The sequence below is a fragment of the Cellulosimicrobium funkei genome, from assembly GCF_004519295.1.
Classification (GTDB): Bacteria; Actinomycetota; Actinomycetes; order Actinomycetales; family Cellulomonadaceae; genus Cellulosimicrobium; species Cellulosimicrobium funkei.
The window spans coordinates 370,664-385,200 of record NZ_SOZH01000003.1; the positions used below are offsets into that span (position 1 = coordinate 370,664).

The window sequence follows — 14,537 nt, forward strand, 5'->3', positions numbered from 1 at the left end:
CGTAGGCTGACGGCATGACGGCCGACGAATCGCCCGCCGCCCGCTACGCCGCGTCCCGGGCCCGCCAGGCGGCGTCCCGCACGCGGCTCGCGGACTTCCGGCAGGTGCTCGACTTTCCCCTCGACGACTTCCAGGTGCGCGCGTGCGAGGCGCTCGAGGAGGGCCGCGGCGTGCTCGTCGCCGCGCCCACCGGAGCGGGGAAGACGGTCGTGGGCGAGTTCGCGGTCCACCTCGCCCTCGCGAGCGGGCGCAAGGCGTTCTACACCACCCCCATCAAGGCGCTGTCCAACCAGAAGTACGCCGACCTCGTGCGCCGCCACGGCGCCGACGCCGTGGGCCTGCTCACCGGTGACACGACGATCAACGGGGAGGCGCCCGTCGTCGTCATGACGACCGAGGTGCTGCGCAACATGCTGTACGCGGGGTCGCGCACCCTGGACGGGCTCGCGTACGTCGTCATGGACGAGGTGCACTACCTCGCCGACCGGTTCCGCGGGCCCGTGTGGGAAGAAGTGATCATCCACCTGCCCGACGACGTCCAGCTCGTGTCCCTGTCCGCGACCGTGTCCAACGCGGAGGAGTTCGGCGACTGGCTGGAGATGGTGCGCGGCGACACGACCGTCGTCGTCAGCGAGCGCCGGCCCGTGCCGCTGTGGCAGCACGTCCTCGTCGCGTCCGCGAACCCCGCGGCCGCGGTCGCGCACGCAGGCGGTGGGCGCGCGCCCGGCGCGGACCTGCTCGACCTGTACGCCGGGACGGTGGACCCCACCGACCCGGGCGTGAACCCGCCCATCAACCCCGACCTGCTCGCCGCGTTCCGCACCGCGCCCCGCACCGGCGGGCCCGGGCCGGGCGGACGGCGGGGGTCCGGCGACCGCGGGTACCGGGGCCGCGGCGGGCGTCGCCCGGGGCCGGACCGGTCCGTTGTCGGGCGGCGCACCCCTGCCCGGTTCGCCGTCGTGGACGCGCTCGACGCGGACGGGCTGCTGCCCGCGATCTACTTCATCTTCTCCCGCGCCGGGTGCGAGGGCGCCGTGCAGCAGTGCCTCACCGCGGGCCTGCGCCTGACGTCGCCTGCGGAGGAGGCCGAGATCCGGCGCGTCGCGGAGGAACGCACCGCGACCATCCCCACCGAGGACCTGGAGGTCCTCGGGTACTGGACGTGGACGGAGTCCCTCGCGCGCGGCATCGCGGCCCACCACGCGGGCCTGCTGCCCGTGTTCAAGGAGACGGTCGAGGAGCTGTTCAGCCGCGGCCTCATCAAGGTCGTGTTCGCCACCGAGACGCTCGCGCTGGGCATCAACATGCCCGCCCGGTCCGTCGCGCTGGAGAAGCTCGTCAAGTGGGACGGCACCGCGCACGTCGACGTCACCCCGGGGGAGTACACCCAGCTCACCGGGCGCGCCGGGCGGCGCGGCATCGACGTCGAGGGGCACGCCGTCGTCGTCGACCACGCGGGCCTGGACCCGGTGCACCTCGCGGGCCTGGCGTCCAAGCGTCTGTACCCGCTGCGCTCGAGCTTCCGGCCCACGTACAACATGGCGGTCAACCTCGTCGCGCAGGTCGGGCGCGACCGGGCGCGCGAGGTCCTGGAGACGTCGTTCGCGCAGTTCCAGGCCGACCGGGGCGTCGTCGGCCTGGCCAAGCAGGCGCAGGCGCACGCCGAGGCCCTCGACGGGTACGCGCAGGCGATGACGTGCGACCGCGGCGACTTCGCCGAGTACGCGGCGCTGCGGCGGCGCATCACCGCGCGCGAGGGCGACCTGTCGCGCGCCGCGAGCCGGTCGCGCCGCGCCGAGGTCGTCGCCGCGTTCGAGCGCCTGCGGCCCGGGGACGTCGTCGAGGTGCCGTCCGGGCGGCGCGCGGGCTACGTCGTCGTGCTCGACCCGGGGGAGGGCGCCGGGTTCGACGGACCGCGCCCCACCGTCCTGACGCAGGACCGCCAGGTGAAGAAGCTCACCGTCGCCGACGCACCCGGCGGGATCCGCACCGTCGCGCGCGTGCGCATCCCCAAGACGTTCAACGCGCGCGTGCCCGCCCAGCGGCGCGACCTCGCCTCCACCCTGCGCAACGCGCTCGGCGCGCTCGACGAGCCGGGCACGCGCCCCGGCCGCACCACCCGCGCCCGGTCCGGCGCGTCCGACGACGCCCAGCTCGCGCGCCTGCGCGCCCAGCTGCGTGCCCACCCGTGCCACGACTGCCCCGACCGGGAGGACCACGCCCGCTGGGCGGAGCGGTGGGCGCGGCTGAAGAAGGAGCACGACCAGCTCGTGCGGCGCGTCGAGGGCCGCACCGGCTCCATCGCGCGCGTCTTCGACCGCATCTGCGACGTCCTCGTCACGCTCGGCTACCTCGCGCCCGCCGAGCCCGCGCAGGACCCGGCCGCACCGCTCGAGGACGCTCTCGACGAGGAGGAGACCGACACCCCTGGCGCCCCGACCACCGGTCGCGCCGCCCGCGAGGCCGCGCGCACCGGGCTGCAGGTCACTCCCGACGGGCAGTGGCTGCGCCGCCTCTACGCCGAGAACGACCTGCTCCTGGCCGAGTGCCTGCGCCGCGGCGTGTGGGAGGACCTCGACGCCCCCGCCCTGGCCGCCGTCGTGTCCACGTGCGTCTACGCCGGGCGCCGCGAGGACCACGGCGAGCCCGACGTCCCCGGCGGCCCCCAGGGCAGGCTGGCGCGCGCGCTCGAGGCCACCACGCGCGTGTGGTCCGAGGTCGACGACCTCGAGGACGAGCACGACATCGACGCGACCGGCCCGCTCGACGAGGGCCTCGTCACCGCCGTGCACCGCTGGGCCGTGGGGCGCAGCCTCGACGCCGTGCTGCGCGGCTCCGAGATCGCGGCCGGCGACTTCGTGCGCTGGTGCAAGCAGGTCATCGACGTCCTCGACCAGGTCGCGGGCGCCGCACCCACCCCCGAGGTCCGCCGCACCGCGCGCCAGGCGATCGACCGCCTGCGCCGCGGCGTCGTCGCCTACTCCAGCGTCTGAGCGCACCCCGCACCGGCGGCGCCCCCGTCGGCCCGGGCGTGGGACCGGCTCGCGAGGCCGGCTCGGAAGGTCGGCTCGGAAGGTCGGCGCTGCGGCCGTACGGCGTGACGTGCACGACACGCGCCCGGACCTGCGCCGACGCCGCCACCGGGCGGTGAAGCACGGCGGGTTGTGGCGGTATCGTGAAGGACTGTGGCCTCAACCCTGTACCGCGGCGGCGTGATCCACTCCCCGGCCGATCCGTTCGCGGAAGCGCTCCTCGTCGACGACGGCGTCATCGCCTGGATCGGTGCCGACGACACGGCCGACGGGCTCGCCGCCCGCGCCGACCGCGTCATCGACCTCGACGGGGCGCTCGTCGCCCCCGGGTTCGTCGACGCCCACGTCCACCTGTTCGAGGTCGGGCTCGCCCTGGCGGGCGTCGACCTGTCCGCGAGCGCCGGCGTGACGTCGCTCGCGGCCGCGCTCGACGCCGTCGCGAAGGCGGCGGCCGGTGCGCACGAGGACGACGTCGTGCTCGCCTTCGGGTGGGACGAGCGGTCCTGGCCCGAGGGGCGGCCCCCGACGCGCGAGGAGCTCGACGCCGCGGCGGGCGGCCGCGCGGTGTACGCGGCTCGGGTCGACGTGCACTCGGCGGTGGTGTCCACGACGCTCGCGCGCCGCTGCGCGCTCGAGACGCGGCCCGGGTGGGACGAGTCGGGCTGGGTCGCGGGGGAGGCGCACCACGTCGCGCGCGACGTCGCCCGGGCGGTGTCCCCGGCGCGGCGCACGGACCTGTACCGCACGGCGCTGCAGGCCGCGGCCGAGCAGGGCGTGGTGTCGGTGCACGAGATGAGCGCCCCGCACATCGACACGCGCGCCGGGCTGCGGGAGATCCTCGCCCTCACGGCGGACGCGTCGTCGGGCCTGCCGCACGTCGTGGGGTACCGGGGCGAGCTGTGCGCCACGGCCGACGACGCCCGTGCGCTCCTCGCGGACGTGCCCGGGCTCGCTGGCATCGCGGGCGACCTCAACGTGGACGGGTCGATCGGGTCGCGCACGGCGGCGATGCGGCTGCCGTACCAGGACGGGCCGGACCGCGGCGACCGCGGGAACCTGTACCTCACGGCGGAGCAGATCGCGGACCACCTGTCCGCGGTCGCGGCGGCCGGCACGCAGGGCGGGTTCCACGTCATCGGGGACCGTGCGATGGACGAGCTCGTGCTCGGGCTCGGCCTCGCGGCCGAGGCGCACGGGCAGGGCGCGGTGCGCGCGGCGCGGCACCGGGTCGAGCACGCGCTGTTCGTCGACGCGACCGCGCTCGCCACGCTCCTGCTGTACGGGGTGAGCCTGAGCATCCAGCCCGCGTTCGACGCCGCGTGGGGCGGCCCGGACGGCATGTACGCGGCGCGCGTGGGGGCGATGCGGGCGCAGGGCCTGAGCCCCTTCGCGGACCTCGCGGGTGCGGGCGTGCCGCTCGCGTTCGGGTCGGACGCGCCGGTGACGCGGATCGACCCGTGGGCGGGCGTGCTCGCCGCGATGTCGCACGTCGACCCGGACCAGCAGATCTCGGCCCGTGCCGCGTTCCGTGCGCACACGCGCGGCGGGTGGCGCATCGCCGGGCTCGACCACACCGGCGCCGGGCAGCTGCGCGTGGGGGCGCCCGCGCACCTCGCGGTGTGGCGCGGCGAGCACCTCGTGGTGCAGGGCGCGCTGGGCCGCACGACGTCGTCGTGGAGCACGGACGCGCGCGCAGGGCAGCCGCTGCTGCCCGAGCTCGGGCCGGACGTGCCGCGACCGCGGTGCCTGCAGACCGTGCGGGCCGGAGTGCCCCTGTTCGACACCTTCGTCTGATCGCTCCCGCTTGACAGGGCGGTGAGCCGGAGTAGTTTCGACAGGGTGTTCCGGCCCCCGTGGCCGCAGGGGGATCAGCCACCGACGACGACCCCTCGGCGTGCCGCGCCGGGTACCTGGCCGGGCTCGCGCGCTCAGTAGAAAACGTGCTCCGCCGGTGGCGGCGTCGTACGGGCCGAAGGGCGCGCGAGCCCGCACACCCTCCTTTCCCGCCCCCGCCGACCCTCCGCGGACGGCGGCGGCCCGCCAGGTCTTCGTGCAGGTCCGTGGCGTAGGGTGCACCCGTGCACGCCCCCGAGCCCCCGGCCGCTCCCGCCGGGCGATCCCGCCCCGCAGGCACGGCCGCCCGTGCGCCCGAGACGGGCACGCCCCACGACCGGCAGCCCGACGCCGTGCCGGACGCTGGGCCAAACGCACGGCCCGACGGCCGACCCGAGCGCGAGGTCCCCGCGGGTCCGTCGACCGCCGTCCCGTCGCGGCCCCTGACGCTCCTGCTCGCCCTGGCGGGCGGCCTGCTCACCGACACCGCGTTCCCCGACCGCGGGTGGTGGCCGCTCGCGTTCGTCGGCGTGGCCGCCCTGTTCTGGGCGCTGCGCCGCGACGGCGCGCGCTGGGGCTTCCTCGTTGGCCTGGTGTGGGGCCTGGCGTTCTTCCTGCCGCACCTGTGGTGGGCGAACTACGCGACCGAGACCGTGCCGTGGCTCGCGCTGTCCGTCATGGAGGCGTGCTTCGTCGGGCTGCTCGGTGCCGCGTGGGTCTGGGCGCGCCGCTGGTCGTGGCTCACGGGGCACCCCGGGCGGCAGGCCGTCGCGTTCGCGGTGCTGTTCGTCGGGGCCGAGCAGGCGCGCACCGAGGTGCCGTTCGGCGGGTTCCCCTGGGGCCGGCTCGCGTTCTCCCAGGCGGACTCCCCGCTGGGTCGCGCGGCGTGGCTCGGGGGAGAGGTCCTCGTGTCGCTGCTCGTCGCGCTCGTCGGGGCGCTGCTCGCGGTCGCGGTGCTCGCCGTGCTGCGCCGCCGTGACGTCGTGACCGGCGCCGTCGTCCCCGTGGCCGTCGCGGCCGCGCTCGTGGTCGCACCGATGCTCGTGCCGCTCGACACGCGCGCCGAGGCGGGCACGCTCGCCGTCGGGGCCGTGCAGGGCAACGTGGGCGAGCCCGGCCTCGGGTCGTTCGCGAACCGGGCCGAGGTGCTGAACAACCACCTGCAGGGCACGCTCGCGCTCCTCGACGACGTCGAGCCGGGCGACCTCGACGTCGTGCTGTGGCCCGAGAACGGGTCCGACCTCGACCCGCAGACCACGCCCGAGGTGGCGCGCGCCATCGACGACGTCGCGCAGGAGGTCGGCGCGCCGATCCTCGTCGGCGCGCAGGAGTACCCCGAGACCGGCGGCCGGTACAACGTGTCGCTCCTGTGGGAGCCGGGCACCGGCGTCGTCGACCGCTACGCCAAGCAGCACCCGGCACCGTTCGGCGAGTACATCCCGCTGCGCTCCCTGCTGCGCGTGTTCTCCGACCAGGTCGACCGCGTGAGCATCGACATGATCGCGGGCAGCGAGACCGGCGTCGTCGACCTCGACGCGCCCCGCCTGGGGCGCACGGTGCCGCTCGGCGTCGTCATCTGCTTCGAGGTCGCCTACGACGGCCTCGTGAACGACGCGGTCGACGCGGGCGCCGAGCTGCTCGTCGTGCCGACCAACAACGCCTCGTTCGGGTACACCGTCGAGTCGACGCAGCAGCTCGCGATGTCGCGGCTGCGCGCCGTGTCGACGGGCCGCGCGACCGTGCAGGTCTCGACCGTCGGCGTGAGCGGCGTCATCGCCCCCGACGGCACGCTCCTGCAGAGCACGGGCCTGTTCACCGCCGACCAGATGGTCGCCGACCTGCCGCTGCGCACGAGCCTCACGCCTGCCGTGCGGGCCGGGGACTGGCCGGGCCGCGTCGTCGAGCTCCTCGCCCTCGGCCTCCTCGCCGCGGGCGTCGTCACCGCCGTCCGCGAGCGGCGCACCCGGACCGCCGCGGCGCCGGCCGGGGACGAGGCACCGTGAGTCCGCGCGCGGGGGAGGGCGGCGTCCCGGGCGGGCGCGTGCTCGTCGTCGTGCCGACGTACGACGAGGCGCTGACCCTGCCGAGCACGCTCGCGCGCCTGCGCGCCGCCGTCCCGGACGCGGACGTGCTCGTCGTGGACGACGCGAGCCCGGACGGGACGGGCGACCTCGCCGACGCCGCGGCCGCCGTCGACCCGGGCGTGCACGTGCTGCACCGGGCCGGGAAGGAGGGCCTGGGCGCCGCGTACGTCGCGGGGTTCGGGTGGGGGCTGGACGCCGGGTACGACGTGCTCGTGGAGATGGACGCCGACGGCTCCCACCAGCCGGAGCAGCTGCCGTCCCTGCTCGCCGCCCTCGGCCCCGCCACGGTGGACGGCGCGTACGACGGCGCGGACCTCGTCATCGGGTCGCGGTGGGTCCCGGGCGGGCGCGTGGAGAACTGGCCGCGGCACCGCGAGGTGCTCTCGCGCGCGGGCAACGCGTACGTGCGCCTCGCGCTGGGGCTGCACCTGGGCGACGCGACGGCGGGCTACCGCGCCTACCGCGCGTCCGCGCTGCGCGCCGTCGACCTCGCGAGCGTGGAGTCGCACGGGTACTGCTTCCAGGTCGACATGGCGTGGCGGGTCGTGCGGACGGGTGGCCGCGCGACGGAGGTGCCGATCACGTTCGTCGAGCGCACGGCGGGGCGGTCGAAGATGAGCCGCGCGATCGTCACCGAGGCGCTGTGGAAGGTCACGGTCTGGGGTGCCCGACGGCGCGCGGCCCAGCTCGCGAGCCTCGCGCGGTCGGTCGCGGGGCGGAGCGGCACGCGCTGAGGTGTCGCCGCGGTGATGGCCGCGACGTGGAGAGGCCCGGACCCCCTCGCGGGGGTCCGGGCCTCTCGTGACGGGTGCGGCGAGGCGTCAGGCGCTGCGGCGCAGCTTGCCGGCGCGCAGCAGGCCGAGGCGCTCGTCGAGGAGCTCCTCGAGCTCGGAGATGGTGCGGCGCTCGAGCAGCATGTCCCAGTGGGTGCGGGCGGGCTTGCCGGCCTTGGGCTCGGGGCGCTCCGCGTCGCGCAGCAGCGCCTCGGCGCCGCAGCGGCACTCCCACACCGGGGGGACCTCGGCGTCGGTCGAGAACGGCAGGATGATGGTGTGCCCGTTGGGGCAGTCGTAGTGCGCCTGGAAGCGGGGGGCGAAGTCGACGCCCTCGTCCGACTCCATGCTCTTCGCACCGATGCTCATCCCGCGCAGCGAACGGTCGGCCATGGTGTCCTCCTGAGGGGTCTTCGGGGGTGGGTGGGCGCGCCCGGTGGGGGTGCGGGCAGCGGCCCGGTCTACGAGAGGCAACGCCTCACGTGCGGTCGGTGTTCCGACGCGCCGTGAAGGTCCGGTGAACGTCGCGGGGCCTCACGACCTGGTGGCCCCCGCGGTGCGTCGTGCCGGCCCGCCTCGGCGCGCCGTCCCAGGCTCCCGGGTTTCGATGCCCCGCGCAACTCCGCGGCCCCCGCCCGGCCCCGGACGTGTGCACGCTCACACCCCCGGGCCGGGAGTGTGGGAACAAACCCGGGGGGAGCCGGGTTGAGCGGCATGTACATGCAAACGCATCGACCTAGGACTCTCGGGAGCACACCATGCAGTTCGGCATCTTCACCGTCGGCGACGTCACGACGGACCCCACGACGGGCCGGACCCCCGACGACACCGAGCGCGTGCGGTCCATGCTGACGATCGCGAAGCACGCGGACGAGGCGGGGCTGGACGTCTTCGCCACGGGGGAGCACCACAACCCGCCGTTCGTCCCGTCCTCGCCGACGACGATGCTCGGCTACCTGACGGGCGTGACGAAGAACATCGTCCTGTCGACCTCGACCACGCTCATCACGACGAACGACCCGGTGCGCCTCGCGGAGGAGTACGCGATGCTCCAGGTCATCTCCGACGGCCGCATGGACCTCATGATGGGCCGCGGCAACACCGGCCCGGTGTACCCGTGGTTCGGGCAGGACATCCGGCAGGGCATCCCGCTCGCGATCGAGAACTACGCGCTGCTGCGCCGGCTGTGGACCGAGGACGTCGTGGACTGGGAGGGCAAGTTCCGCACCCCGCTCCAGGGCTTCACCTCGACGCCGCGGCCGCTGGACGGCGTCCCGCCGTTCGTGTGGCACGGGTCGATCCGCAGCCCCGAGATCGCCGAGCAGGCCGCGTACTACGGTGACGGGTTCTTCCACAACAACATCTTCTGGCCCATGAGCCACACGAAGCAGATGGTGCAGTTCTACCGTCAGCGCTGGGAGCACCACGGCCACGGCCCCGCGGACACCGCGATCGTCGGGCTCGGCGGCCAGGTGTTCATGCGCAAGGACTCCCAGAAGGCGTGGGACGAGTTCCGTCCCTACTTCGACAACGCGCCCGTCTACGGGCACGGGCCCTCGATGGAGGACTTCACGCGCGAGACGCCGCTCACCGTCGGCTCGCCGCAGCAGGTCATCGACCGGTACGCCGCGATGCGCGACCACGTGGGCGACTACCAGCGTCAGCTGTTCCTCGTCGACCACGCGGGCCTGCCGCTCAAGACCGTGCTCGAGCAGATCGACCTCCTCGCGGGCGAGGTCGTGCCCGTGCTGCGCAAGGAGATGGAGGCCGTGCGCCCGGCGCACGTGCCGGCGAACCCGCCGAGCCACGCCGAGCGCGTCGCGGCCGCCCGCGCCGCCGGGACCGAGGGCGCCGCGCACGTCGGCGGCACCGAGGACCTGTGGACCGGGCGCACCGCCGAGGACGACACCCGCACCGCCACCGCCGGTGCCGCGTTCGGCCTGTGACGCCGGCGACACCCGCGCCGTGACCACCCGCCCGACGGCGTACGGTCGAGGAGTGCCCCGCACCCGCGACCGGCCGCCGTCGGGCATGGCAGCACCCGGCCCACGACGGGCCGCACCCCGCACCGCACGTCAGCACCTCAGGAGCACCGCATGACCGCCAGCACCCCCGCCCCGGACCGCCGCCTCGTCGTGGTGTCCGCCGGGCTGTCCAAGCCGTCCTCCACGCGCCTGCTCGCCGACCGGCTCGGCGAGGCCACGGTGCGCGAGCTGCAGGGCCTCGGCGTGAGCGCCGAGATCGAGACCGTCGAGCTGCGCGACCACGCGCACGCCGTCGTCGACGCCATGCTCACCGGCTTCCCGACCGGCGACCTCGCGGGCGTGCTCGAGCGCCTCACCGCCGCCGACGGGATCGTCGTGACCACCCCGCTGTTCACCACCACCTACTCCGGGCTGCTCAAGTCGTTCGTCGACGTCCTCGACAAGGACTCGCTCACCGGCACGCCCGTCCTGCTCGGCGCGACCGGCGGCACCGCCCGCCACTCGCTCGCGCTCGAGTACTCGCTGCGCCCCCTGTTCACCTACCTGCGGGCCGACGTCGCTACGACGTCCGTGTTCGCCGCGACCGACGACTGGGCGGCCGCCGAGGGCGACTCCGGGGGTGGCCTGCCCGCTCGCATCGCCCGCGCGGGCAGCGAGCTCGCGGAGAAGGTCGCGCTGCGCAAGAACACCGGCCCCGCGGACCCGTTCGCCGGGACGCCCGACTTCACGGCCCTGCTCGGCGGCCTGTGACCTCCTGACCGCGCGCCCCGGCCACCGGTGCTCCGGCCGGGGCGCGCACCCCCGCCCGACCTGCGACGACACCCCGCCCGCACCGCGACCGGCCTTGCCCCCGGCAGGCCCGTCGCGGCAGGATCGGGGGACCGACGACGACGGGGGAGCACCATGCGCCGCAGCACCACCGAGGACCAGGCCGCGCGACCCGGCGACCCGGAACCGGCCACGCGCCCCGCCGCCCCGCAGACCCTCGCCGTCCCCGTCGTCGAAGCCCTCGCCGACCACGCGCCCCGCCCCGACCAGGACGTCGCGGCCCCACCCCGGCGCCGGCCCGTCGGCATCGTCCGGGCACCGCAGCCCACCCCCGACGCCGCCCGGTTCACCGCCGCACCCCGGTACCCCGCCATGTTCCACGTCGCCGGGGGCCGCCTCGTGTGGGACGGCACGCGCCTGCGCCTCGTGCGCGGCGACGACACCGTCGTGCAGCCCGCCGGGCGGCCTGTCGTCACCGTCACCGGCGACGGCCCCACCGTCGCCGTCACCTGGCGCGACGACCAGCACCCCACCGCCCGCGCCACGCGCGCCGTCCTGCTCGAGGGCTCCTCCGCACGGTTCGCGCGCTTCGCCCGCTCGCTCGCCGCCACCCGCCCCGGCGCCATCGAGCTCGACGACCGCACTGTGCCCTCCACCCGGCTCCCGCACCTGCGCCCCGACCATGCCGGGACCGACCGCCGACCGGGAGTGTTCACGCGTGCCCTGTGGCGCGTCGTCGGGCGCGCCACCACCGACCCGGCACCCACCGGCAGGGGAGCGGACCTCGTCACCCGGCTCGAACGCCTCGCCGCGCTCCACCGCGCCGGAGACCTCACCGACACCGAGTACGCCCGCGCCAAGCAGGCCCTGCTCGGCTGACGGGCCCGACCCGACGGGGGACTACGTCAGTCCCCGGCCGTGCCCCACCCGGTCACGTCGACCTCGATCATCACGGACCGGCCGTCGCGGAAGTCCCCGTACCGCGCCCACGCCAGGGTCACCCGCAGCAGCACGATGCCGTCGTCCAGCAGCGACCCCGCGAACTGCGGGAACGCCGCCGCGTACGCCGCGGCGCAGCGCCGCCGGTCCGCACCGGCCGGGACGTCCGCGACGCCCTCGCACTGCACGGTCGTCCCGTCCGTCCCGCCGACCGTCACGGCGACGCGCGGGTCCCGGGCCACGTTCGCCACCTTGCGCGACGACGCGCGCGCGTCGAACACCAGCTCACCCGCGTCCGTCGCCGCCACCGCGAGGAACGCCGCCTGCGGGCCACCGTCGTCGCCGAGGGACGCCACGACGCCCCACCCCTGAGAACGGACGAAGCCGACGAACTCCCCACGATCCATGCTGCCACCGTAGCCTCCGCCGTGATATCCATCCACGATGGACCTGTCCCGCCACCCGGCCCGACCCGCCCTCCTCGTCGGTGCCGCGCTCGTCGCCCTCACCGCCTGCTCCGGGCCCGTGACACCGCAGGACCTCGTCACCCGCCTCGCCGACGCACCCACCCCCGACGACGCCCTCGTCGACACGATGACGCCCGACGAGATGGACCCCACCTCCGCGCGACGCCTCGGCGAGCTCGACGGGGCCATCTTCTACGCCGGGTCGGGCACCCGCGACGGGCAGGACGTCGTCTGCCTCGTCACCGTCGTCGAAGGCGACACCCCGGACGACGACGCCGGAGCCTCCACCTGCGGCCTCGTCACCGACCTCGACGACGGCCACCTCCGCGTGGAGTACGGTGACGCCCAGACTCTCGTCACCGCCACCCTCGTCCCCGACGGGCTCCCCACCGACCCCGACCTCACCCGGCTCACCCCCAACCTCGCCGCCCAGGTGTCACGCACCACCTGACCCCACGCACCGCAACCGGGCCACCCGTGCTCACCCCGCCAGCGACGCCTCGACCACAGCCAGGTCCCGCACCGCGAACCGATGGTGCTCCCACTCCTCCTCCAGGATCACGTGCACGCACGACAACGTCGTCTCCGGATACTCCGGCGACCACGGGTTGCGACGCACCACCCCCAACGACTCCGGCGTCACCCCCACCAGGAAGTCCCGCACCATCGCCACCCGGCCCGCCCGCGCCTCCAGCACCTCCGCGAACGACGGCGTCCCCACAGCGAACAGCGACAGGTCCAACCCGTCCTCCGCCGCCTGCGGACCCGGCTGCCCCAGAGGATGGAACGGCCGCTCCACCCCCAGCACCGCACGCCCCAGCCACACGTCCGTCGCCAGCACCAGGTGCCGCACCGTCTGCGCGAACGACCACTCACCGTCCACCGACACGTCCACGGCGATCGCGGGCAACGCCGCCACCCGCTCCAGCGTCGCCGCCCACGTGGACTCCAGCGCCGCCCACGCCACCCGCAGACCGTCCGGGTCCGCCGCCCGCCGCAGCTCCCTGCCAGGGAACCGCCGGTCCAGCTCCGCCTCCACGAACCCCCGCACGTCCACACCGTTCACCAGCACCGGAGCATCGCCGTCCGACAACCACGGCGCGTCGACGTCCAGACCCTCCACCTGCGCACCCCGCACCACGACGCCCGACAGGTCCGGCTCCACGAACCGCGCACCCCGCAGGTCCACACCCTCGAACGTCGCACCCCGCAGATCGTCGGAGCGGGTGAACCGGACCATGAGCGCCTCCTCGAGAACGACCCGCCCGACAGGACACGCCAGACCCGGGGGAGAGGACCCATCGCGCCGACGACACGGCACGAGGGTCCCGGCCCGGGGGAGAGGCCTCAGCACCTCCCGGACGGACGACGAACGGGGACGTTCGCACCGTACGCCGCCCGACCCTCGCCCCACCAGAGCCCCCGGCCATCGGCCCCACGACCTGGCCCACGCGCCCCCAGGGCTGGTGCCCCGACACCGGACCGGGGGAGCATCGCACCATGCCGATCCTGCCCACCGACCGAGACCCCCGCCTCGTCACCATCCGACGCGGAGGCACCCTCACCGACGAGCACCACCACCAGATCGCACGATGGGCCGTCGACTGCGCCGAGCACGTCCTGCCGATCTTCGAACGCGCACGACCAGACGACACCCGACCCCGGGACGCCCTCGACGTCGCCCGCGCCTGGGTACGCGGAGACGTCCCCATGAAGACCGCCCACACCACCGCCTTCGTCGCCAACGCCGCCGGCCGCGACCAGACCGCACCCGTCAAGTACGCGGCGCTCGCGGCCGGTCAGGCCGTCGCCGTGGCGCACGTCGCCGCCCACGGGCTGGGCGCTGCGGCGTACGCGATCCGCGCGGCTGCCGCGGACGCCGCAGCACGCGGGGAGGACGCCGAGGCGGCGCGCCTCGCGGAACGGGACCGGCAGCGCGGGCGTATCCCGGCCGAGCTGCGCGAGCTCGTGCTCGACGACCAGAGGCGTCGCAGCGCGATCTGCTGGCACGTGTTCGACGACTGACCCCGAGCCCGGCTCGGACGGGTTCGACCGTGGTGTCACGAGCGCTGACGAACGTGGTCGCTCAGCGCAGGAGGTCCTCGTACGCGACGAGCGGGATCCGGCCGTCCGCCGCGGCGGCGACCTGCTCGTCACCGGCCACGAGAACGTCGGCCTGGAGCGTCGCGACCGCGACGTACTCGGTGGCCGACGTGTCGTCGGCGTCGAGCTCGCGCGCGATGCGGAACGCCGTCGCGCGCGAGACCCGGTCACCGAGCAGACGGATCCGCAGCGACGCGACACCTTCAAGACGCTCGCGCGCCGTCTTGTCGTCGAGGGCGCCGCGGCGCACGTCCTGGTACAGCATCGACAGCGCGTGGCTGCGCAGGACGGACGGCCCGACGAGCGGGCGGCGCGCACCGAGGGTCACGTCGTCGTGCACGAGACGCAGCGCGGTGACCGCGTCGATCGCGCAGCGGGTGGACGGTTCCAGGCCGGCGGATCCCATAGGGCCAGTACACACCCGCGGACCCGCAGGGTGCCGTCGAAGGCCGCGGTGCTCGGCGGCTCTCGGCCGCACCTCTGCTCGACGAGGGCGCCGGGGGAGTAGTTGGTACCTCGCATCTCACGTGCCTGTCGCGTCCGTGGAACAGCG

The 14,537-nt window shown here is 75.4% G+C and carries 13 protein-coding genes; 9 read left to right on the plus strand and 4 right to left on the minus strand.

The window, feature by feature from the left end:
• Nucleotides 1–14 precede the first annotated feature (14 nt).
• From E1O70_RS04720 to E1O70_RS04735, 4 genes are all read left to right on the plus strand, one after another.
• Complete coding sequence (locus tag E1O70_RS04720; RefSeq protein WP_061267314.1) at nt 15–2,993, plus strand: DEAD/DEAH box helicase; 2,979 nt, start codon at nt 15–17, stop codon at nt 2,991–2,993.
• A 192-nt stretch (nt 2,994–3,185) separates the two neighbouring features.
• Nucleotides 3,186–4,826 carry an amidohydrolase gene (locus tag E1O70_RS04725; RefSeq protein WP_061267313.1) on the plus strand — a complete coding sequence of 547 codons (1,641 nt, stop codon included), beginning with the start codon at nt 3,186–3,188 and terminating at the stop codon, nt 4,824–4,826.
• Between the two features lie 284 nt (nt 4,827–5,110).
• The gene (gene lnt / locus E1O70_RS04730) at nt 5,111–6,868 is read left to right on the plus strand and encodes an apolipoprotein N-acyltransferase (RefSeq protein WP_306303298.1); all 1,758 of its coding nucleotides are present in this window, start codon (nt 5,111–5,113) and stop codon (nt 6,866–6,868) included.
• Complete coding sequence (locus E1O70_RS04735) at nt 6,865–7,683, plus strand: polyprenol monophosphomannose synthase (RefSeq protein ID WP_061267312.1); 819 nt, start codon at nt 6,865–6,867, stop codon at nt 7,681–7,683. The genes lnt and E1O70_RS04735 overlap by 4 nt, the downstream gene beginning before the upstream one ends.
• Before the next feature lie 87 nt (nt 7,684–7,770).
• Here the strand turns inward: E1O70_RS04735 and E1O70_RS04740 are convergent, their stop codons facing one another.
• The gene (locus tag E1O70_RS04740) at nt 7,771–8,115 is read right to left on the minus strand and encodes an RNA polymerase-binding protein RbpA (RefSeq protein WP_021483180.1); all 345 of its coding nucleotides are present in this window, start codon (nt 8,113–8,115) and stop codon (nt 7,771–7,773) included.
• 365 nt (nt 8,116–8,480) lie between these two features.
• On the opposite strand from E1O70_RS04740, the gene E1O70_RS04745 reads away from it, so the two are divergent.
• The 3 genes from E1O70_RS04745 (at nt 8,481) to E1O70_RS04755 (ending at nt 11,354) form a co-directional block, all read left to right on the plus strand.
• On the plus strand, nt 8,481–9,668 hold the full coding sequence (locus E1O70_RS04745) for an LLM class flavin-dependent oxidoreductase (RefSeq protein WP_034656123.1): 1,188 nt from the start codon (nt 8,481–8,483) through the stop codon (nt 9,666–9,668).
• 150 nt (nt 9,669–9,818) lie between these two features.
• On the plus strand, nt 9,819–10,457 hold the full coding sequence (locus tag E1O70_RS04750; RefSeq protein ID WP_061267311.1) for an FMN reductase: 639 nt from the start codon (nt 9,819–9,821) through the stop codon (nt 10,455–10,457).
• Nucleotides 10,458–10,610: 153 nt separating this feature from the next.
• Complete coding sequence (locus E1O70_RS04755; protein ID WP_061267310.1) at nt 10,611–11,354, plus strand: hypothetical protein; 744 nt, start codon at nt 10,611–10,613, stop codon at nt 11,352–11,354.
• Nucleotides 11,355–11,380: 26 nt separating this feature from the next.
• Here E1O70_RS04755 and E1O70_RS19825 read toward each other — a convergent pair whose 3' ends face one another.
• On the minus strand, nt 11,381–11,821 hold the full coding sequence (locus tag E1O70_RS19825) for a pyridoxamine 5'-phosphate oxidase family protein (RefSeq protein ID WP_061267309.1): 441 nt from the start codon (nt 11,819–11,821) through the stop codon (nt 11,381–11,383).
• Nucleotides 11,822–11,858: 37 nt separating this feature from the next.
• Between E1O70_RS19825 and E1O70_RS04765 the strand changes: the two genes are divergently transcribed.
• Nucleotides 11,859–12,332 carry a hypothetical protein gene (locus E1O70_RS04765; RefSeq protein WP_061267308.1) on the plus strand — a complete coding sequence of 158 codons (474 nt, stop codon included), beginning with the start codon at nt 11,859–11,861 and terminating at the stop codon, nt 12,330–12,332.
• Nucleotides 12,333–12,362: 30 nt separating this feature from the next.
• Here the strand turns inward: E1O70_RS04765 and E1O70_RS04770 are convergent, their stop codons facing one another.
• Entirely contained in the window at nt 12,363–13,121 is a 759-nt protein-coding gene (locus E1O70_RS04770; protein WP_061267307.1) for a DinB family protein, read from the minus strand.
• Nucleotides 13,122–13,381: 260 nt separating this feature from the next.
• Here E1O70_RS04770 and E1O70_RS04775 point away from each other — a divergent pair, with 260 nt between their 5' ends.
• Nucleotides 13,382–13,906 carry a putative immunity protein gene (locus tag E1O70_RS04775; protein ID WP_061267306.1) on the plus strand — a complete coding sequence of 175 codons (525 nt, stop codon included), beginning with the start codon at nt 13,382–13,384 and terminating at the stop codon, nt 13,904–13,906.
• 61 nt (nt 13,907–13,967) lie between these two features.
• Here E1O70_RS04775 and E1O70_RS04780 read toward each other — a convergent pair whose 3' ends face one another.
• Nucleotides 13,968–14,390 (minus strand): hypothetical protein, encoded by a 423-nt coding sequence (locus tag E1O70_RS04780; protein ID WP_021483261.1) that lies wholly within the window; start codon nt 14,388–14,390, stop codon nt 13,968–13,970.
• Between the last annotated feature and the right edge of the window lie 147 nt (nt 14,391–14,537).